This is a genomic window from Pelomonas sp. SE-A7 (assembly GCF_030345705.1).
GTDB lineage: Bacteria > Pseudomonadota > Gammaproteobacteria > Burkholderiales > Burkholderiaceae_C > JAUASW01.
Window position 1 is genome coordinate 1,730,626 of record NZ_JAUASW010000001.1, and the last position, 19,802, is coordinate 1,750,427.

13 protein-coding genes are annotated in these 19,802 nt (G+C 58.4%); 4 read left to right on the plus strand and 9 right to left on the minus strand.

The genetic code is table 11. The annotated features are described in order from the left end of the window. The first annotated feature begins 24 nt into the window (after positions 1–24). Positions 25–1,320 carry an AlbA family DNA-binding domain-containing protein gene (locus QT382_RS07840; RefSeq protein WP_289253474.1) on the plus strand — a complete coding sequence of 432 codons (1,296 nt, stop codon included), beginning with the start codon at positions 25–27 and terminating at the stop codon, positions 1,318–1,320. A 166-nt stretch (positions 1,321–1,486) separates the two neighbouring features. Here the strand turns inward: QT382_RS07840 and QT382_RS21055 are convergent, their stop codons facing one another. From QT382_RS21055 to zorA, 6 genes are all read right to left on the minus strand, one after another. Beyond that, positions 1,487–2,116, minus strand: a complete 630-nt coding sequence (locus QT382_RS21055) for a thermonuclease family protein (protein WP_353957262.1) — start codon at positions 2,114–2,116, stop codon at positions 1,487–1,489. A gap of 835 nt (positions 2,117–2,951) precedes the next feature. After that, complete coding sequence (locus QT382_RS07845) at positions 2,952–3,998, minus strand: hypothetical protein (protein WP_289253475.1); 1,047 nt, start codon at positions 3,996–3,998, stop codon at positions 2,952–2,954. Positions 3,999–4,214: 216 nt separating this feature from the next. Continuing rightward, positions 4,215–7,985, minus strand: coding sequence for an SNF2-related protein (locus QT382_RS07850; RefSeq protein ID WP_289253476.1), 3,771 nt, complete (start codon positions 7,983–7,985; stop codon positions 4,215–4,217). A 9-nt stretch (positions 7,986–7,994) separates the two neighbouring features. After that, complete coding sequence (locus tag QT382_RS07855; protein ID WP_289253477.1) at positions 7,995–9,659, minus strand: EH signature domain-containing protein; 1,665 nt, start codon at positions 9,657–9,659, stop codon at positions 7,995–7,997. Next, positions 9,656–10,366 (minus strand): OmpA/MotB family protein, encoded by a 711-nt coding sequence (locus QT382_RS07860; RefSeq protein ID WP_289253478.1) that lies wholly within the window; start codon positions 10,364–10,366, stop codon positions 9,656–9,658. The genes QT382_RS07855 and QT382_RS07860 overlap by 4 nt, the downstream gene beginning before the upstream one ends. A gap of 3 nt (positions 10,367–10,369) precedes the next feature. After that, a complete protein-coding gene (gene zorA / locus QT382_RS07865; RefSeq protein ID WP_289253479.1) occupies positions 10,370–12,394 on the minus strand; it encodes an anti-phage ZorAB system protein ZorA in 2,025 nt (674 codons plus the stop codon). 515 nt (positions 12,395–12,909) lie between these two features. On the opposite strand from zorA, the gene QT382_RS07870 reads away from it, so the two are divergent. Together QT382_RS07870 and QT382_RS07875 are read left to right on the plus strand one after the other, a co-directional pair. Continuing rightward, the gene (locus tag QT382_RS07870) at positions 12,910–13,869 is read left to right on the plus strand and encodes an SOS response-associated peptidase family protein (protein ID WP_289253480.1); all 960 of its coding nucleotides are present in this window, start codon (positions 12,910–12,912) and stop codon (positions 13,867–13,869) included. Between the two features lie 21 nt (positions 13,870–13,890). Continuing rightward, a complete protein-coding gene (locus QT382_RS07875) occupies positions 13,891–14,463 on the plus strand; it encodes a hypothetical protein (RefSeq protein WP_289253481.1) in 573 nt (190 codons plus the stop codon). A 403-nt stretch (positions 14,464–14,866) separates the two neighbouring features. Here QT382_RS07875 and QT382_RS21060 read toward each other — a convergent pair whose 3' ends face one another. After that, positions 14,867–15,562, minus strand: coding sequence for a zinc-finger-containing protein (locus tag QT382_RS21060; protein ID WP_353957263.1), 696 nt, complete (start codon positions 15,560–15,562; stop codon positions 14,867–14,869). A gap of 137 nt (positions 15,563–15,699) precedes the next feature. On the opposite strand from QT382_RS21060, the gene QT382_RS07880 reads away from it, so the two are divergent. Next, entirely contained in the window at positions 15,700–16,809 is a 1,110-nt protein-coding gene (locus tag QT382_RS07880) for a PA0069 family radical SAM protein (protein ID WP_289253482.1), read from the plus strand. 308 nt (positions 16,810–17,117) lie between these two features. On the opposite strand, the gene QT382_RS07885 is transcribed toward QT382_RS07880, so the two are convergent. Beyond that, entirely contained in the window at positions 17,118–17,624 is a 507-nt protein-coding gene (locus QT382_RS07885; RefSeq protein WP_289253483.1) for a hypothetical protein, read from the minus strand. Continuing rightward, a complete protein-coding gene (locus QT382_RS07890; protein ID WP_289253484.1) occupies positions 17,621–19,801 on the minus strand; it encodes a hypothetical protein in 2,181 nt (726 codons plus the stop codon). Before QT382_RS07890 ends, QT382_RS07885 begins: the two co-directional genes overlap by 4 nt. Position 19,802 lies beyond the last annotated feature (1 nt).

The window sequence follows — 19,802 nt, forward strand, 5'->3', positions numbered from 1 at the left end:
CCTTCCACCATCCCCGCTTCGCTGATGACGGAGCTGCAAACCGCAGGTCCGAACGCCGCGTTCTCCCTCCGCGGCGTACTTGTTAAGGACGCCGTCCAGCAGCGATGGGCAGTTATGGGAGTAGTTGTACGGCCAATGCAGGGAGAAAAGGCGGCCGAGCAAGTCTGTCGCTATCGAAGCTCCGTCTTGTTCTCTCAGCAGCTCACTACCGAACAACTTCACAACTTTCTATTGCGCGCTGCTGACGGCAGCGTGGACATTGCCGGTGAGACGGTCGCGGTGTCCAGCCCTCCAGGTTGTTGCGTGACCGAGGCCACTGTAGAAAACTACTGGATGGAACAGGCCGGGCGTGTGTACGACATCCAAGTTCACGCACACGTAAACGTGCCGCAGCAAGAGCGGCTTGTTGCGGTGGGCGAGCCGTACTACCCTGACCCCTTTGAGGCTGCGCGGCATTGGCTTGGCTTAAGGCAATATCACGGCCCATCGGATAGCTCCACTGGGCATATCGTCGTGCTTATGCCCGAGACGCGTGCCTACTTCGGCAACGCCGAATGGTCTGAAGGCAGCCTTGTGGTCAGCATCGCAGGGAGCCTCGCGGGCTCGCAGGGATTGTCAGTGGCTGGGTGTTGCTGGGCTGGAGGGCACTTCCAACATCTCGCAGGGACGGTAACCTCAGGTCGAGCGGCGCTTGACGTACCTGCCGACGCCCAACGGCTAGAACTCCTGGTAGTCGACAACGAAGGTACCGTCTACGACTTCCACAAAGAAGACACTCGGTACCCTGTCAGTGGAAGGTCCATGCTAGCCCAGCGGAAGGCAGTCACCGCGGAGCCAGGGATGCTCCAACAAATCTACAACGGCGAGGGTCTCCGAACGGAATTCAAAGAGTTTCTGGACCTGCCTCGCGGCACAACGCCGCCCGGGGATAAAGACAAGCTCCAGCAGGTGTTGAAGACGGTTGTAGCGTTCGCGAATACTGAGGGCGGCACGATTTACTTTGGGGTGTCCGACTCGTGCGAGATTCGCGGCACCGCTGATGCTGTCGCCAAATGGGCCGGCGGTGAAGCAAACGAGACCGTCATTGAGGAATACATGGGGGCGCTACGAGCCAAAGTGCGCGACTTCGTCTATCCGACAGTTGCGCTTCAAACCCGAGCGGTTCATCACAATAACCGGCTCGTAGTCATGCTGGAGGTCGAGCGAGCCGGCTGCCCTACCAGTCTTACGCACGACTCTCGGATGTACGTGCGGCGGGGCGCAAATAACATGGCAGGTCAGCCTGCGGACTGGCAAGCGCCTGAAAGCACGCAACTTTAGGCAGTCGCTGGGACAAACTTCGACTACAGCGTCATCAAGTCCGGGATGGTCCTTCAAGAGGTCGTCTCGCCAACGCACACGAAACCGGACAGGGTCACGACGCAAAACAGTACATGTGCCATCAAAGCATGAAGCATCGCACTGTTCGAGTTGTTGGAAGTTCGATTCAACGGCAACTTAGCCCGGCTTGCCTGCGCTGTCGGCAGGCCTTTGGAGACATGGGGGCCGGCTCAGCCCACAGTCCTCGTTTCGCCCTTTGAGCCTCCGCTTGCAGATGGCGATACCGCTCGCGGTCAACCACGACGTCTTCATCGGCGTAGTCCTCCAGGTACCAGGCCAGCCCTTCCGACAGCATCAGGTTCGCTGCGTCTCGGCCGTCAATTGTTCTAAGCCGACAGACACGTCGCTCGAACCGGTCAACCTTGTAGCATTCGACGGAACTGCCAGGTGCGGCAAGCTCACGCAGGCGGGTCCGTGACACACGCCAGTACGGCTGTCCCGCCTCAGGAGCGTCGATACTCGCAACGCGAACAACGAAGGGGGCGCCGTAGCTCCCATCTGGACTGCAAGTGAACGTATCGCCGTCGTGGTGCGCCGAAGTGGCCTTGCAGGTAATCGCCTGACCAATCGACGGGACAGCCTGGCGCTGCGAGACCTTTGTGGAACACCCCTGAAACAGCATTGCAAGCAGCGTCGCAACGACGAGCCACCAAGGCCGTGCCTCAGATACCAACATAGCGCACTTGCCCCGCACGGATGAGGTGTCTTTGGCAACCGGAAATGCAGACAGAAGCATGCTGCGCTTGCTCGCCGACAGTTAGTCGAACAAGGCTTCGTCGTCCCCACGCTCCACTTCAGAACTGGCGCACTCAGGACACCGAACTCGGGCGCGCTTGTGCCCTTCGGGGTACAGATTTCCACCGCAGCCGCAATGAGAAAACAACAGTTGCAGCAACTCCTGCTCCGCGGTCGTGAATAGCCGTCCTTGCGCTGACCACTCCTGCCCTCCGCTCTTTACATACTCACGGAGCTCACCTTTTGACATAGGAGCCGGCTTGCGGTCTGGAGCGTATCGGGGCCACGCCGTTGTCGACCCGCATGTACCACACACCATTTGAACAAATACCATGCCACCACCTTCAGCGTGGAGCCAGCAATGCCGGCAGACCCGGCACGTTGCCTCAAACGAAACACCCATAGACCCTATCCCTTTCTACCGGCAGACCATCTCGCGTCAGACCTAGGACCCTCAGGTTTCTACGTCGTTGCCATTGATGAGGTTCCTGAGCCGCCAATTGCAATAGGCACAGTAAGCGAACGAGAGCCCCAAGGCGCCAAGAACAACATAGGCCAGAGTCGGGCGCAGCCTCTCCAATGTCCCCGGATTCCGGAGCACGTCGCTGAACGTGCTAAAAAGCTGCCAGCCAAAAGCGCAGCACCCAGAACCGCGAAAAGCAGGGCTGTGCCCCAGATGCACGCTCGCTGAAGCTCCTTGTGACGCGCAGTGAATTCTTCATCACTCCGACGAGCCTTGACTCGGTCGAAGCAGTTCACAACGTCCAAGAGCGTTCCCAAGGCTGCTCCAAAGAATCTGCTCACTTCTGTTCGCCCCTACTTTGTGGCAGGCGCACTCAGTCTTTAAACGAGCACGCCAACCGGCAGTTGCAACCAACGTGAAACGGCGGGCGCTTCGCAGGCAAGCGGTCGTACTTCTTGCAGACGGCTGCAGCACACGCAGGCAGAGGGTCCTCCCAGTTCGAAATCTCCCACGCGTCGTAGATGCCCGAGTCCCGCTTGCGTTCCTCGATAGCTTCAAGGGTCTGAACAGCCGTGAAATAGGTTTGCTGCACCACAGTGGCCACCGAACTGGCGTATGCAAACGACCCTACAAGGCCCGCGACATCAAGGTCAGCCGGAGGCAGCGCCTGGAACATCTCGCGAAAAGCGATGCGCTGCGACAGCCGGTCGTGGAGGTCCGGTAGGGCCACAGCAACCTCCACCGCCTTTGCCTTACGGCCAAGGGGCTTGCCGACTACATCGGCGAGGATGTCGTTCAGCTCCTTGAGCTTCAGCCCCTCCAACAGGAGCTGCAAAGGGATGTCTTTCCCTCGCTGAGCCATCCCCTTTTCAACCAGTTGCTCCCAGGACTTCCGGCCGTAGTCCTCAGCCTTCACGGTTACGACGGGATTCGCGCGGCCGAGCTGCGACAAGTAGAACGAGTACAGCGTCGCGTCACCATTGAACAGCTTGAGTAGCTCGTCGTCGTCTGCAAACGCGGCGGGTTGCCCGTGAAGCAAAAGGCCCAGGTCAGCCCGGCCAACGAAGATGCCCAGCGCCTCCTCTGCCGCATCTTCAAACTCACTGCGGAGGTCCGCGCGGTCCTTCGCCGAAGCGGCTGCCCATTCAGAAGAGCTGGCAATCCTCTGCTCCACGTCTGCGTCAAAGCGGCGCTTGTGTTGAGCAACGAATGCATCCAACTCTTTGAATTGAAGGTTGTGCTGGGCGATAAGCAGCGCCACCTCAGGCACCTTCTGTGTCCAGTACTCGGCTCGTCCAAGAAGGTCCTTCAGGCGGGCGGCGGTCACTCGGTCTGCTCCAACGACCGTAAGAGGCAAGGGAGATTTGGGATTCAACAACCAGGCACCCTCGCCTGTGCTGCTCAGTTCGCCCATGTCCATGGGTACCTCAGAACTTCGAGAGCCGCTTCTAGTAGTCGTGGCAGTGAACGTGACACGAATTTCCGGCGCTGCCACCTCTGCGGCGGCTGTCCGCTGCGGCGATGACGCCGGCTTAGCCCGACCTTTGACCCAGTACCAGGCACCCGCGACCAGCAAGATGATGACAATCCACTCCACTGACTTCTCCCGCTTTTTGCGTTGTTGGACAAATCTCGTCTAGGTAGTTGCGACTTCGGCGGACCACTCTGCAAACAACATCCGCTCGACCTCCAGCATGGTCACGGTGTGCGCACTGAGCAGCTCTGCCAAATGCGTCTGGTCGACCAGTTCAACACTGTTGAGTGCCGCGTTTTCATGGGCCTGGCGGTTGAAGAACTGATTGGTGATGCAGACCTTTTCGAATGCAACGCCAGGGTGTCGGCGCCGGTAGAACGCCTCTCCGGTCACAACGTCTTTGACCGCCTCCCAGCCGAGCGTCGCTCCGTCCGTCCCGCTGGTCTTGGCCTGAATCAGCTGACCTTGGGCACCGAGAAGCGCTACGACATCAACTCCGTTGTCATTGGTCCCAGGCGTTCGGTAGCAGTCGTAGCCCCTCTGACGCCACAACGCACCAGTAAGGCATTCAAAGTGCTGCCAGTTCATTCGCAGCGCCATGTCCAGCGTGACTCGCTCGTCAATGTTGGCGGCGTCGGCCTCAGGCACGACGTCGGCGATGTTGAAGTCGCCAGGCGCGACGTCTCCGGACCCGTTCAGCATGTCTTCCGCCAGCCCCCGCTTGTACGTGAGCAGGTGGTCAAGCTTGACGTCGAAGGTTACGAAGTCGTCTGCGTGAACCACCGGGTAATAGACGTAGACCGACTTCTTCTGGCCGATACGGTATGCGCGGTCAGTAGCCTGGTCCTCCTTGGCTGGGTTCCAGGTTCGGGTGTAGTGCACGACGTGGTTGGCAGCCTGGATGTTCACGCCGAAGCCCACTGCCACAGGCGACAGGATGAGCACGCCGAATCCTGATGCGGTCTGGAAAGCCTTGATGCGCTTTTGCCGGCTAGCCGTGTGACTCGAGGACGCGCTGGTGTCACCGTTGATGATGTCCGGCCGAATGCCAAACTCGGCCTCGATGTAGTGCTGAAGCAGCCGCTGAATTTCGCGGAACTCGCAGAACACGATGACCTTCTCGTTCTTGCCCTCGATGACCTTCAGCTGATTCAGCAGCCAATCGAGCTTGGGCGCCTTCTCGCGGTATTGTTTGGTTGGCTCCGGCTTGAACACGCTGAGACCGTGCTGGCGTGGGTCCGTGCAGACCAGTCTCAGGTAGTGCAGCAGGCCAAGATGATTCTTGAACGGCGAAGCGGCCGTGGGGTCGTTCCGCTTCTTGAAGCTCTCAATCGCCTTCGCATAGAGATTCCGTTGAGCTGTCGACAGCGGGAGCTTGCGGCAGTCCTCAACGATGACCTTAGGCGGGAGGTCAGTCGCCACCTCCGCCTTGAGACGACGAAGAATCTGAGGCTCAATCTTTGCCCGCAGCTCTTCGACTCGCGCCTTCTCCTCATCGGTCTTCGCCTCAATGGGCTTGCGGTAGCGCTGACCGAAGTCGTTCAGCGCTCCGAGCAACCCAGGTTGCACGTAATCGAAGAGACACCACATATCGGCCAGGGTGTTCTCGACAGGCGTGCCCGTACACGCAATCTTGAAGGCAACGTTTTGCTTCTTCGCCGCCCGGGTCACCATGGCCGCCGGGTTCTTGATGCGCTGGGCCTCGTCGCAGACCATCAAAGACCACTTCTGCGCTGCGAACGAGAACTCAAGGTCGCGCAACGTCTCATAGGTGGTCAGGACGACCTTTGCGTCACCCACCCAGTTCGGCCGCAGGAACTTGACCAGCCCGTCTTCGGCAAGCAAGCGTTGGTCAATCTGCGAGCGAGGAACGCGCAGTTCCGTGAGACCAGCCCCGTAGGCAGTTAGGAGCGGCAACGCACCCGGCACAAAGAACTTCTCGGCTTCCTCTGCCCAGTTCTCCAACAGCGAGACAGGCGCCACCACGAGCATGGGCGGCATATCCGGGTCGCGTTCCAGCAGCCATGCCATCAAGGCAAGCAGTTGGAACGTTTTGCCCAGGCCCATGTCGTCGGCAAGGACCGCACCGCGGACCTGATAGTCCATCTGCAGGCCGAACAGATGCTGCATCCAAGCCAGCCCCGCTCGCTGATGGGGGAGCAGCGAATATTCCGGGCGAATGCTTTTTGGCAGCTTCGGCTCCGCTGGCACGGCCTGCAGGGCTTCCCTACGCATCTCCTCGTATTCGAGCGCCTGGATATTGGCCCGCAACACTAGCTGCTTCTTCGGCCCTAGCGCTTCCTTAGCGGGCCGCCGGATTTTGCTCGGGTCGAGGGGCTTGCCGGCTTCAATGTTGGTGAACAGCTCTTCGAAGGTGTCAATCACCAACTGCGCATCGCCAACCGACATCGGGTCCGGCACCCATGACACGTTCAGCTCAGACTTCCCTGCAGCTTGTGCTGCTTGCAGGTCCTTCTTGAGCTTCTCGATGACGGGCTTGCTGGTTGGAACGGCGACAGGCTCTCCGCCGTGCTTCGGCGTGAAAACGACTACCGGCAAGACGTTTTCTGGAAACCAGCCGTCCTCTTCCTTTTTCTTGGCGATGTAAGGCGAGTAGTACGGCTTCTCAACGCCAATGCCTTCGATGCGTGCCGAATAGCCGCTTAGGTCATGAACCTGGGTATACGACACCAAAGTCGGCGGGGCCTGCCGACGCTCAAGCGCCTCCTTCAGGTCCTTGAGATGCTGCTCGGCGCTCCCGTCCACGACCAAGTCGTAGCCGTCCCAGGCCACCAGCTGGAAGTCGAGGGTCACAGCTCGAAAGAGCGCCTTCGTGAAATCCGAGAGCTGTTCGTCCGTGAGCCACTGTGTCTCAGACGAGGTTGGCCCGCTGGAATCTGCTGTTTCGATGAGCAAGCCCACGTGCATTGGGTAGCCGGCAGCATCGCGCTCGAAGACGGGAGTGAAGCGCTCGTAGTCAAGGCCGGCGGCCTCACGAGCCTGCTCAAACTGCGTTTCTTCGATGACATCGACAGCGTCAACGCCAAGCGTCGCATAGGGATTCAGCAGAAAGGCCTGCGCTCGGGTGCCAGCGACACGCCGACCAGGCAGCCGCTTGACCTCTTGAAGGACCGTCCGCACCTTTGGCGTGACCAACACCTGGACGATGCCCTCAGGCGTGACCACGTCGTATCGGTCCTTGACAGCCTGTGCGCGGTCAAACGCTTCAAGCCAACCTGCTGGAGCGCCATCGAAGCCGGGTTCGATTTCGATGACCCGGTCATCCGTCACTGCGTCGGAGCTACGCAGACCGATTTGAAGCTTCTCTGGCGTCAGAACGACTGACCGATAGAGGAAGTCATCGAGGCGCGCATCCGCTGCCAAGGCAAGCTTCCGGATGCGCCCCCATGCCTGTCGATGGACGAGGTCATCCCGCTCAGTCTCCGGCCGGCGCGCGAATGTCACGACCTCCTTGAACAGCGCCCATTGCTGCGGATGCATCAGCGACTGCCGAGCCCCGTCATCAAGCAGCGGCCCAGTCAGTTCACCGCCCAACTCGGCGCCATCGTCCAGGCTCCAACCTGCTATCGCGATGGAGAAGTCCCGGTCCGTCAGAGAGTTGCTGCTACGCAAGGCCGGGCGAGCCTGCATGAACGTCGGAAGTTGGAGCAGTTCATGGAGTGCGGCGTAGCTCGGCTGGCCCAGCGCCGAGTACAACGAATCCCATCCAAGCAGGAAGCCCTCTTCTGTCTCGACAGCCAAGCCATCGTCGGCCAGCTGCGTCATGAACCCAGTCAGCATCGGGCTGTCGATGTTGGCACCACTAACCTTCGACGAACCGCGTGCCACCAGCACGCCCGCGGGTGACCATTGACGCCGCCACGCCGTGGCGTCATCCGACCCTGCCTTCCCCTGCTTGAACACCTTGAACATCTTGTCTCCCTATTTCCACCAGCCCTTGCCAGGCTTGTTGCGGAACCCCCAGCGGGTCAGCACTGCATTGATGTGTTCGTTGCTCGCATCGGTTCGAACCCAGAGGCTCCCACCAACCGACGTCTTGTCGTCGATTTCGAGCCCATGGTCCCTGGTGAACTTCTGCAGCGCCGAGCGCGAATACTGCTGAGGGTCACCAGTGGGCTGCGGCGCGGGAGGCGTCACCTCAGGTCGGGTGGGCGCAGCGCGGACCGCCCGCGGGGCTGGAGCGGAGGGTTCAATGGAGAACTCCGACCGCAGGGTCGCTGCGAACATGTCCTCCCACTTGTCCCAGTTGTGGATGCCGTCCTTATGGCTCATCCGCAGGATGCTCTTGCTATCCCTGTGCTTAAGCGAGTTCGAGCCGTTCACTTCGAGCCGAAGCAGCTTCGTCGTGTCGAAGGGGATAGATTGGCGTGCGTCGTACCCGTAGAACGCGTTCCCCAATCCACTGAACTCGACGGCCACCAAAGGACCCATCCACATGATGAACGCGTTGTTGGTGCCGTTGGCGTCCAGAGCGCGCAGGAGTCCCTTCATCTTCCCGCGAAGGACGGTCATGTCGCGCTCCCTCGAGTTGCGCGCTGTCGAGCCCAATGCGAACTCGATGTGGTCAATCGACTTGACGTACCGCTTCCAGAAGTTCATGCGACGCGGGTCGCCCAGACCGTCTTCCGCGAGCTTGGTGAAGAACGTCTCGATGAACTCCAGCTTCAGCCAGTCGGCAACCATCGTGCGGGCAGCTTGTGTAACGCCGCCCCATTCCGTGTCGTGGGACGGCAGCCAAGGATTGCCCCACCAAGCCACCGCCTTGTCGCGCAGGCCTTGATGCAGCGCGGTTCCTGGAACGTTTGCGTAGCGGTCCAGCACCATGACCATGCCGCGGTCGCGTAAGACGTCGTTTGCTGCGAGGAGGTCCAACAGGCGAGGCAGAAGCGCCTGGAATTGCCCGTTCCCCAGGCTAGTAGCGCCCTTGACTTGGGCCAACACCAGTTCTCGAAGGAACCAAGAGGCCTTATTGATGCCAAGTTGCTCGCACAGGTGGTCTATGGCGCCGCTGTCCCCGCGCAGCAGAGCATCCACGTAAGGTTCACAGGGCTGGTCACCGAACAGCAGGCGATTGCCCACGGCGGTGTCGACCCACTCAGGGTTGAGGCTCTTGTCTCGAATGAGGCCGTTTCGCTCCTGCAGGTAGTCGCGCAGCAGGCGCCAGTTGTTACGCCCCGCCCTGGGTGTGGATTCGGCCAGCGCGTCGTATGTGAAGTAGCTCTTGACCAGGCCCTGGTAGCAGCGCCGATACGCACTGGGCTTCACGCGCCATTCGTCGACTCCGTCCAAGACCTTCTGCAAGCGCGGCCGGTCCTCCAAGACGCAGGGGCCTAGCGGTTGGTGAGGAAGGCATAGCCCCCAGGACAGCATGTAAGCATCCCGGAATGACTGGATTTCCTGGCTCTGCCAGAAGCGCTTTACGGCGTCGAGCAGGTGGTCATCGACGACATGGCCTCCCCTGCGCGATTTCGACTTCGCTTCCATCTCAGCGATAACGGCGTCAATGGCAGTGCTCGGCGGCATATCTCGAGCCCCGGCCTGTACCGCCGGGCTCAACAGCGCCGCGAGATGGGCAAGTGCGTTCATCGCAGCGCACACTCCCCGAAGTTGGCAGCCTGCGTAGGGGACGCCGGCCTCGTCTCGTCGAGGCCCAGAAATTCAATCCGCATTTCGACGCGACGACTTTCTTCGTCGGTGTCCTTTGCAGCGTTGAAGGAATACCCCCCAACGAGGAAAAGCCTGCGCACGTTTTCCTTTTGACCTTCTGACAGCAGGCTGGGTCCCGTAGATGCGAACATGGTGCAGAGCACCCGCTGGCTTCGCTGCAAGCTGAGGTTCAGGTTACTCAGGTACGTGCCGGTCTTGTCCGTGTAGCCCTCGACCACGACCCGCTTCAGTACACGCTTACCCAGGTCGTCATTCGCCAGCGTTAGGATTTCCGGCACGAACTGTCGAAGAACCTCCTCCTGCTCAGGCGCGAGATTGAATTTCGCCAGAGCGAAGCGCGCACGGTCGCCGAAGTCGATGACGCTGCGGCTGCGGTCCACCTTGATGCCTTCATGGCGCTTCGCGGCCTCCTCGAAGCGGTCGAGGATGCGTTCGATGTCTTGGCGGTGCTGCTCTTCCTTCTTCTCGCGCTCGGTAACGTTTTTAGTGACTGCGAGCAAGGCGACGCCCATGACGACCAGAAAAAGCACCATCAACGCCGTCATCAGGTCCGCGAACGAAATCCAGAACGGCTTCTCCGCCTCGTCACGATTACCGCGCTTCAGCACGACCTTGGCTCCGACCATGGCTTACCTCCGCGCGGGGGTGAGATTGCCCATGGAGGCCAGCGTGATTTCAAGCTCACCGACAGCCGCATGCAGCATCCCTACAGCTTGGGTGAGCTTGGTGTGGAACTCCGTGTTCGCCTTGTCCAAGGTCCGCTTGACCTCGGTCGCGAACGAGTTATGTGCCTCGCCAAGAACTTTGCTGACACCTTCCAGGTACTCGTCCGCCATCCTCTGTGCGGTGCCCAGTCGCGTGGCCGAGCCCTCGATACGGGCAAGCACATCTGCGGTCAGGGTCGCCTCCCTCCGTGCAGCGTCCACCGCTCCGCGGAGTTCCGTGACCAGCTGCGCAACAGCATCGCGTTGCAGGCGATAGTCTTTCAGCAGCTCTTGCATGGCGGTCGAGCCACTGGTGAGGGCCCCCGACGTCTCTGAGAGCTTCGCGGAGACGTTCGCGGCTTGACCCATCACATTGGACACACGCTCTCCCGCAGAGGCGAAGTTTCGAGAAGCGGTGTTCAACAGCTCGGCGCCGGCGTTCATCTTGTCGACGGAAGACGTCGTCGCCTGGCCCAGCGTTGCCACGCTCTGCGCCATTTGTGTGGTCGCCGCGCCGAGTTCCTTGACCACGGCTTCCACCGAATCCGACATCGTCGTCACGGCGCTGCGCGCACGGTCGGTCATTGACTGCTCGCGGGCACGGTTGCTCTCGAAGACCTGAGCCTGAGACTCGTTGAGCGTCGTGAGCATGGTCGACACCTGTGTGCCAATGGACTCCAACGTGGTTTGCAGCTTCTGGTTGGTCTCCGATTGCGAACTGGCCACCAATTGGCGAATCTGTTCTATGAAGGCCGCAGACTGGGAGTTCATTGCCTCCTGGCGCGCCTCCATCTTCTCGACCGCCTGGGCCATGCGCTCGGCCATCGCGTCTGCAGAGCGTTGGCTGGAGGCCTCCATGTTGGCCACCAGCGTCTGCAGCGTGCCGACCGCTTCTTGGATGCTCCGCGCCGTTTGTTGATTGAGTTCGCTCAGGCCAGAAATCTGACCGCCGAACAGGTCGTTCAGCCTCTGACTGAAGCTGGTCATGACGTCCTGCAGCATGCGCGCTGCAGTGGCGCTCTGGTCTCCGCTCGCGGTCTTGACGGTGCTGGCGATGTCCTCGAGCGGGCCCTTGAGGCTTTGTTGAATGCTGTCGGAAATGGTCTTGCCGAGTGCCTGGTTGTCTAGCCGCGTCGCCTCGACCTGCTCACGTGCCGACTGGGCACTGGCGTTAATCTGTGCGGTCGTCAACTCGCGCAGCAGGTCGCCAAGCTCCTTGACGAGGGCATCTTTGAGAATCTTGGACTGGCTGGCTGACTCCTCCGAGGCCTTGACGAGGCGGGAGAGGTACTCCTCACCGGCTCCAGCCTCGAAGCGGGCGTCGATTGCGTGTGCAATCTCGTCAGTCCTCCGGTAAAGCGCCGCCAACAGGAGCTTTTCCAGGAACGTGACCACCATTGCCGCCGTGATTGCCGCCGCAGAGACGAGGAAGGCCTCCCCCACCGAGTGCATCAATGACTCAAGGCTGGTTCGAACTGTCGCCGCATTCTCACTAACCTTGAAGGCACGCAGGCCGTCGATGAGGCCGCTGAACGTGCCGATGATGCCGATGCCAGTGAAGAGGCCCGGTAGGTGCTTGAAGAACTCAGTTCGCAGCCGACTGTCGACGACGACCTGGCCATTGAAATGCATCTCCGCGGGAACGGTCGCTCGCACCGCTCGCACGACCATCTGCCCGTCGCGCTCCTCGCGCTGGATGTGCAGCGACTCCTGATATTCCTTCCACAGGTGGGCGAGCCGCTTGTCTTGGCTGAATAGCTTCTTCAGCTCGGCTACTGACGTCTTTGCGTCCAACTTCGCAAGTTGGCTCTGAACCCTCCGCAACCGGAACCAGTGCAGCACGCCCGGGATGAAGAAGACCAACACGAAGAAGGAAAGCAGGAGTACCAGCATCCCGCCCGTCGCGATGACTGAGGTCGGGGTGCTGCTCAGCAGCGCTTGGAAGTTCATTTTTGGGCCCCTCCCTTTGAGGTCCGGCTAGGTCTTGCTTCTTGTTGGTCAAGAGCCGCAATGCCTTGTTGCTCGCAGTAGTCAAACAGCAGTGTCTCCAGCATGTTTGTTTGCGAGCGCCGTTCGCGTGCCGCTGCTGCCTCCAGCAGGTGCTTGAAGCGCGGTGAAACGCGGAAGCTAACGGCAATGCTTTTCTCGGCTGGCATGGATGTGTGCCCTGTATAGCGCTCCACAATACATGCAACAAAGTGTTTCGATGCAAGGGTATGCCTGAGGACATGCATCCCTCCAATGGGGGATGCGCACGGGAGGCTGTTCCTCCGGAGCTTGCGTCGAGTCTTCACTGCCGGCCTTTGGTGGCGACCGACTGCAAGGCACGTTTTCAACGGCCGACACACGACTCGTAGCGCAATATCGACGCAAGATGAGTTCTTGGGCGAGGCGCGAAGCAAGCAAGTCGACCTTTCGCCGAGGGAATCACAATCCACATATCCCGATTAGGTCAGGAGCTTCGAATGTGCTACTCCGCGCAAGTCTGGGCCGACTACCGCACCTACGTACGCGACTTCGGCGCAGAGATTGACATCAAGGAGTTCTACGAGACCTTTTTTCGAAGGGCTCAGGGAGACGCCGTCACGATGCCGCGCGCGATGGAGAGCGCATTCGATAACCCGCAGACTGACGTCGAGCGCACGGTCAAACAGCTCATCGACGAATTCCGACAAGTGGAGCACAAGCGCCTACAGGAAGAAGTCTTTGCACAGCGCACTCGGCTTGCAGACGCGGAACGCAAGCTTTCGGCCAAGGAAACCAAAGCTGCACTTGAAAGCAAACGCATCGCGACCACCAAGGTCGACCGCGCGCTGGCTAAGCTAAAAAATCTCGACCGGACGGACCTGCGGGAATCCGACTTCCGGATGTTCCCCAAGCATTACGTGCCAGTGATGGTCTTCGAGGAGGGCCGCCTGGTGGTGCGCCCGATGCGCTATCAATGCCGTCCTGTAGGCAAGCCCGAGTTCTATGACACCAAGTACCCGGGCACGTTCAACGCACGCCGGGACAATCTAGAAGGCTTTTGGAAAGGGCAGTTCGGCCGCACCCATGGCGTGGCACTCGTGAGTGCGTTCTATGAAAACGTACCGCGGCACAAGGCGGAACACCGAGAGCTTCGCGAAGGAGAAGCTGAGGAAAACGTGATTCTTGAGTTCAGGCCGCGGCCGGCTCACGACATGGTCGTCGCCTGCCTTTATTCGCACTGGACTGCCCCTGGCCAGCCAGGCATGTGGAGCTTCGCGTTCATCACGGACGAGCCTCCGGCGGAGGTCGCCGATGCAGGTCACGACAGATGCATCGTTCCGCTGAAGCCTGAAAACATGCTGCCATGGCTGCAGCCGGACGCGAAGGACCTCAAATCGCTTTATGCCCTGCTAGATGACCGCGACACCCCGTACTACGAGCATCAACTGGCCGCATAAGCTTAGGCAGGTCCCAGCAGCATGGCCGACAACAAAGGTACCCGTTCAAAGTCTGGCGACCCGTTCTGTGATGAATTTCATCGCCTTCTGGGTCGGCTGGTTCACGCGCTCGCGTCCTTTGATTTCAACATCGGACTGCAACTGAACTGGATGGGGCCATACAGCGGCCGCGATGTCTCTGACCTACTGAAACCTCGGCAGGCTCGGTTGGGTGACCGACTCGACATGCTCGAACAGATGGTCGTGGAGCTGTACTCACCCGCTGGAACATCGGCATTGAAAGACTTCCGCGACTGGTTCGCGTCAGCCCACAAAGTTCGAGCGATTCGAAATGACTACGCTCATGGCCGCTGGGGCGTCCCAGGCAAGCTCCAAGAGTCGCCAAGTGGCCCAGCACTCCCGAGGGTTCCTTTGCTTGCGTTTGTCCCGCTCGAATTCGATATGACTCCGGACCAGCCTGACAAGTCCGTCTACTTGACTATCGAAGAGTTCAAACAGCAGGTTGAACAAGCCGAAGCATTGTTTGCAAAGTACTGGGACCTCGCTGAACGACACAAGGCTTCTGTGCTACCCAGCAAGGGACCACATGCGTAGCCACGTCACAAAACGACGAACAGCGCGATGCGGTCGACGGGAAAGTGCTTCCCTACGCCGAAGCGTGCCGCGGCTGCCGTTATGGAAAATTATTGCGAAAACAATAATTGTACTTTCGGCACATAACGCGCCTAAGTCCTTGTTTTACAAGACATTCCTTCGACCACGCACAATTTTCGCAAAGTCGCTGGAAAGCAGCTAAGTCCTTATCACAAAACACTTTCCATCAAGTACGCGCAATCTTGTGCAAAGTTGATGGAAGGCAGAGCGCCAAGCGTGCCGCCCCTGAGCCTTGCAGTGCTCGTCCGCCCCTAAGTAGCCCACGATTGCGACGGCTGCGCAGGACCGCGCAACTTACGGACGTGTTCAGAACTTCGATGCCGGCCCTCTCTCGCGAGACGCCTCATAGTCCCTTGCAATACTTGATTAGCGGATGGAGGCCTTGCCGTTCAAGGTCGGCACCCCGGGCCTTCCAGACTTGGGTCCGCGGCCAGAAGTCGATAACAGTTCCGCGCGATGCAACGACGAGATGCTCACCGTCGTCTTGAGCTTCAAATCGAAGTCCAGCCCTCGCCAGCCAATCCGGTGCAATCGCGACTCGCCGGTCTTCGGGCGACTCATTAACGCTTGGGGCCAAGTCTGGCTGAATGGCCGCAGCTTCTTTTCCCGCCAGTGTCGGCGCGTCATGTATCAATGCTTCTATAGCATCGACCAGCGCCCAACATTGGTCGGCCTCAAGCAACGCAAAGCGTGCCGAGTCGGGATGAATACCCAACACCGCAGCCATCCAACCGTAAGCCTGTGTGCGCGTCTTCCGTCCCTCGAGCCACAGCCTCTCAAAAAGGTCGTGGGCGCGAACGCGTGCTGAGCGAAGCGGTGCATTCGCAAGGCGCCCTAAGGGTATTGTTCCGTCGCTGTCGACCAGAACATCCTCACCGACGTTGACCCGCGCGCCCGCTCTATGGCACCCAACCTGAGCATCACAAGGCACGCAGCGCCAGAGCAAGAGCTCGTGCAGGTCTGTTCGGTGCGGATAGACGGTTCGACCTGGGACCAGCTCAGCAGGTTTCCCGCAATAGTTGCAGGTAACAGAACGCATGGGGCGATGCTACTGGTGCACGAAGCGTCACGAAACGAGGCACTTCAATCTGGGTGGAAGGAATCACAACGATACTGTATATTCATACAGTCATCAAGCAATCGGGGCATAGGCGACTCTACCGTTGTCGGAGCACCATGGACGAAGAACTCATCCCCGAAGTGCCCGTCACCTTCCACAAAGGGAGAGGTGCAGGCAGCAATGCGAGGTCGCGATTCGAGCGTTGGACGCGAGAGGTCGACAACTCGCATCGACCTGAGGGAAATGACGAATCTGAAGATGTGCCTCTTCCAATCAGAACGGAAGTTTTCCATAGCCGCGCGAAGAAAATCATCAGCAGGAACAACTCGCCGGACATTCCATTCGAGCAGTCCATCAACCCATTTCAGGGGTGCGAACACGGATGCGTCTACTGCTACGCCCGACCGACTCACGCCTATGTTGGACTCTCCCCAGGCATTGACTTTGAGACCAAGGTCTTCGCCAAGATGAACGCCGCCGAGCTACTCGAGAAGGAACTCGATAGCTCGACCTATGAACCGGCGTTGATTGCGCTCGGCGCGAACACAGACCCTTATCAGCCCATCGAGCGCAAGTTGGAAATCACGCGCGCGATAGTTGAAGTTCTGACGCGGCGCCGTGTTCCTTTCAGTGTCACGACGAAGAATGCCCTTGTCACGCGAGACATCGACTTTCTCGCACCTGCCGCTGAAAGAGGTCTCTGCAGAGTCAATGTTTCTCTTGCCACTCTACAGCCGAGCCTTGCACGCATCATGGACCCAAGGGCAAGCAGTCCAGAGAGTCGTTTGAGAGCAATAGAGAAGATGTCGAGGGCAGGCATCCCGGTGTCTGTGTTTGTTTCACCGATGATTCCAACAATCAACGACGTAGAGCTGGAACGCATCCTAAAAGCCTCTGCAGAGGCTGGGGCGACCTACGCAAGCATGATTCTGCTGCGATTGCCGAGGGAGGTACTAGACCTCTTTGTAGAGTGGCTAGAGGGCCACTTCCCGCTCCGCGCCAAGCACGTCATGAGCCTGATTTCACAGGCTCGAGGTGGAAAAGACTACGACTCCAACTTCTTCGCGCGCATGAAGGGGTCGGGACCTTACGCCCAACTGCTATCGCAAAGATTTTCGCGCGCGTGCTCGAAATACGGTCTGAAGCGCTCCGCTACAGCGCCTGTTGATACGAGCCAGTTCGTAAGGCCTCCGCGACTCGAAGACTCGCAGTGGTCGTTGTTCTAACGCTTCTCTGAGGCTGGCTGCTGCACCAAAGAGTTCATTCGTATTGCGACCGGCCGCTCCCTTCACTTTCTTGGCACAAAGGGATTGCCGTAGGGCGCAACGCAAGGTTGATTCCACGGACATGCAAATCGACCATGGCTGGCAGCAACAACAAATCCAATGGCACTATTTCAGTAACGAATACTCCACTAGCTGTAAAGATTTCTAAAAGCAATTCCGGGCCCCTCGCTCTTTTAATAAAAGCAGCGGCGTGCCCCATCATCAAAATCTAAGCTCCATGAGCGCAAAGCTTAAAAGCGAAAATTTATCTACTCACGTTGCTTGCCCGCGACAGAAATGACGCCCATGGGCAAAATATCAGCACCAGACATCATTTGTTCTGGTGTCGCGGAGCCCTTCTTGGGCATCGCCTTCGCGGAAATCGCTGAGCCAACAACGCCCCCTAGCTTCAAGACGAGACCAGCGGTTTCCGATACGTGGTAGTCAACCAGCCGTTGCAACCGACTGTTCTCCGACGTTAAATACGAGCATCGGATTTCAAGATTATGGTCGGCAAGGACCTTCCACACGGAGACTATCAACGTCCGGGCACCTGGAAGTTCGCACTTCTCGCTGTTAATTAGATTCCTCGACAACTCGGCCTTCCGCGCGACCTCCGCAATCGTAATTTTCGGACCTTCGACAACCTTCGCGCTCTCGGTGTAACTCATCGCATCAATAAGCTTTCGAAGTTCGGCAGCCACACGCTCCTCCCGCTCGTCACTAGGCGTAAACAGCTGAATGAGAGACTTCGCGTCATCCAAAGGGTTGCTCATATTCTTTCAATGGCCTTGACAATAATCTTGCTGGTTTCGAATCGGATAACCGCCACTCGATTTGTGGGGTCTTGCGCCGCAGCCTCATAGCTTGCCATTCGATTTCGCCAATAGGGCAAATGAGCACTGTCAGCCGCGAAGCAACCGCAACCGGTGCACATCGAGACGTTTTGACTAATGTAGTCAGGAGCCTGGAACCACCAAGACGCACCTCCCGATGCTTCCCGACATCTCGATTCCGTCGGCCGGACTGAAATCAAGCAATTGCCATGAGCTCCGAAGAAAATACGAATGCCGTGCGAAACCACAATATCCTTGACTTTGCCACGAAGCGTTTCAAGGTCCCTAATGCCGGTCAGCCCATGTTCGTTATAGAACGCTTGTACCGCACTGGCAACGTTACCGAAGTAGGAACGACCATTCGCGCCAGCGACAAAATAGTTGATGGTTGCCTGAAGCCGCATATTCTCAACATCAGACTTTTGACGCTGCAATGGTTCAAAGTAGCCACGAAAGAGAATTACCTTATTAAGATGCCCATAATGACTCGTCAGGGCCTCTGCGGCGGACTCCCGGGCTTGCAATATATATTCTGCAAATGTTTTTCTTCCTTGATGCCCACGAATGCACTGACCGCGTGTAGAGCGATATTGGCGGAGGTCGTTGCCATGCACATCAAAATCGGGGAGACTTGAAAGGTCTACCCAACACCGAACAAAACGCCGAATACCTCGCTGCAAAGTCGTTCCCTTTGCGGCCACAACGCCATCCGCGTCTCTAGGCATGCTATGAGGGTTTGAGAAATGCATGAACAGCGGGTTCTCTTTCTCATCCTCGTAAAGCCGAGACCAAATGGTATGCAGGTGAGTAATTGCCTGCGCACAAACAGGCAACTTTTTTGAGCCTCGAGGCACGGCACCTATTACCCAGTCCCGCGGGAACGGGATTCGGTTGTCCTTATATATTTGCCCTTTGAAGAAATATAGGTCGAACAGCCCATCTGGGGTCTCCCGTTTATGGATGCACGATGGCAGCCCCTTATTCTTCAGGCGTTCTGTTTTAGCGGAGCACACCTCTGAAATTCGCAGTCCAACCAGATATTGCAGGGCGAGGACGCATGCATCACGGAACATCAGTGCAGAAAGCCTGACCCGGTGCGCGTCAGGGACGTCCTGCCATTGGACATCGCCGCGTTCCCCCCAAGGTACTTTGCTCAGGCTCCGGTCGTCAAAGCCCGCCGCGCAGATTTCATTGATTGCTTTGCGTTTCAGTCGCATGTCTCCATGCGCGCACGCCGCGTGATAGCTCTGGTGGGCAGCTGCAAGTATGGGCCCCTTGTTCTCAATCCAATCAACAACGGTATTCAACAGTGGGATTGCCACGAGCTCTGGGAGCGCTGGAATGCGGCGAATAACGTGAGGAACAACCTTCGCCGTAACTTCGCCGTAGGTTTTGTCGCCAAACGGTCGACGATGAAAGGCCCTAATCCGTCGGCTTTCCAATAGGGACCGCTGAGCATGCAGGAAGTACAGTGTGCGGACGCGATTGCTCAGCTGACCGTAGGTGTAACCATCGTCTTCTGCAGCCTCTTCGGACAGGTCGGAACTTTGGCCCGGCTCTGCCAAATCATTGTCTTCTGCGCTTAAGGACTCATCGTCCTCGGATTCTTCTGGTGTTATTGAATCTGTCGTTTGCTCCTCGGTATTAAAGCCCAAGCCGTAGCCCTCTGCTTCGTACCCTGGATAGAAAGACTGTCTGTTGGCAAGAATATCCTGCAAAGCGGAAATATAGTCATCCTGAACAGAGGGCGTCAATTCAGAAAAACACGACCGGCCTGTCCAGACCATCCAACGAAACAGCTCTCGATTGCCCACCATGATTGGGCCCAAGGAATGAACATGCAGCGATTTTCCGAATAGTTCATTAGTAATCATCCCCCAAGTCATGGTCTTGAAGCCCTCTAGCAGTGAAATATGCTGGGCGTCGGTGGAAAAACTTCCATCTGGGAGAGAAAAGCACCAATCGAGAATGATGTCTCTACTAGCGGGATTTGGAGAACGGAATCGCCAGCGCTTGTTGCGCCAGAAGGAATACGTCCGGTCTGCCAAGTCAATAGGATTTGACTCGTCGAAATACTCGGGGGCGAAAGCCTCTACAGCAATTGCTTTCAGTTGCATA

Coding starts and splice junctions, on each gene's coding strand:
- QT382_RS07880 (WP_289253482.1), top strand. CDS start 15,700: ATGGACGAAGAACTCATCCCCGAAGTGCCCGTCACCTTCCACAAAGGG.
- QT382_RS07840 (WP_289253474.1), top strand. CDS start 25: ATGACGGAGCTGCAAACCGCAGGTCCGAACGCCGCGTTCTCCCTCCGC.
- QT382_RS07875 (WP_289253481.1), top strand. CDS start 13,891: ATGGCCGACAACAAAGGTACCCGTTCAAAGTCTGGCGACCCGTTCTGT.
- QT382_RS07890 (WP_289253484.1), bottom strand. CDS start 19,801: ATGCAACTGAAAGCAATTGCTGTAGAGGCTTTCGCCCCCGAGTATTTC.
- QT382_RS21055 (WP_353957262.1), bottom strand. CDS start 2,116: ATGCTTCTGTCTGCATTTCCGGTTGCCAAAGACACCTCATCCGTGCGG.
- QT382_RS07850 (WP_289253476.1), bottom strand. CDS start 7,985: ATGTTCAAGGTGTTCAAGCAGGGGAAGGCAGGGTCGGATGACGCCACG.
- QT382_RS07885 (WP_289253483.1), bottom strand. CDS start 17,624: ATGAGCAACCCTTTGGATGACGCGAAGTCTCTCATTCAGCTGTTTACG.
- QT382_RS21060 (WP_353957263.1), bottom strand. CDS start 15,562: ATGCGTTCTGTTACCTGCAACTATTGCGGGAAACCTGCTGAGCTGGTC.
- QT382_RS07860 (WP_289253478.1), bottom strand. CDS start 10,366: ATGGTCGGAGCCAAGGTCGTGCTGAAGCGCGGTAATCGTGACGAGGCG.
- QT382_RS07845 (WP_289253475.1), bottom strand. CDS start 3,998: ATGGACATGGGCGAACTGAGCAGCACAGGCGAGGGTGCCTGGTTGTTG.
- zorA (WP_289253479.1), bottom strand. CDS start 12,394: ATGAACTTCCAAGCGCTGCTGAGCAGCACCCCGACCTCAGTCATCGCG.
- QT382_RS07855 (WP_289253477.1), bottom strand. CDS start 9,659: ATGAACGCACTTGCCCATCTCGCGGCGCTGTTGAGCCCGGCGGTACAG.
- QT382_RS07870 (WP_289253480.1), top strand. CDS start 12,910: ATGTGCTACTCCGCGCAAGTCTGGGCCGACTACCGCACCTACGTACGC.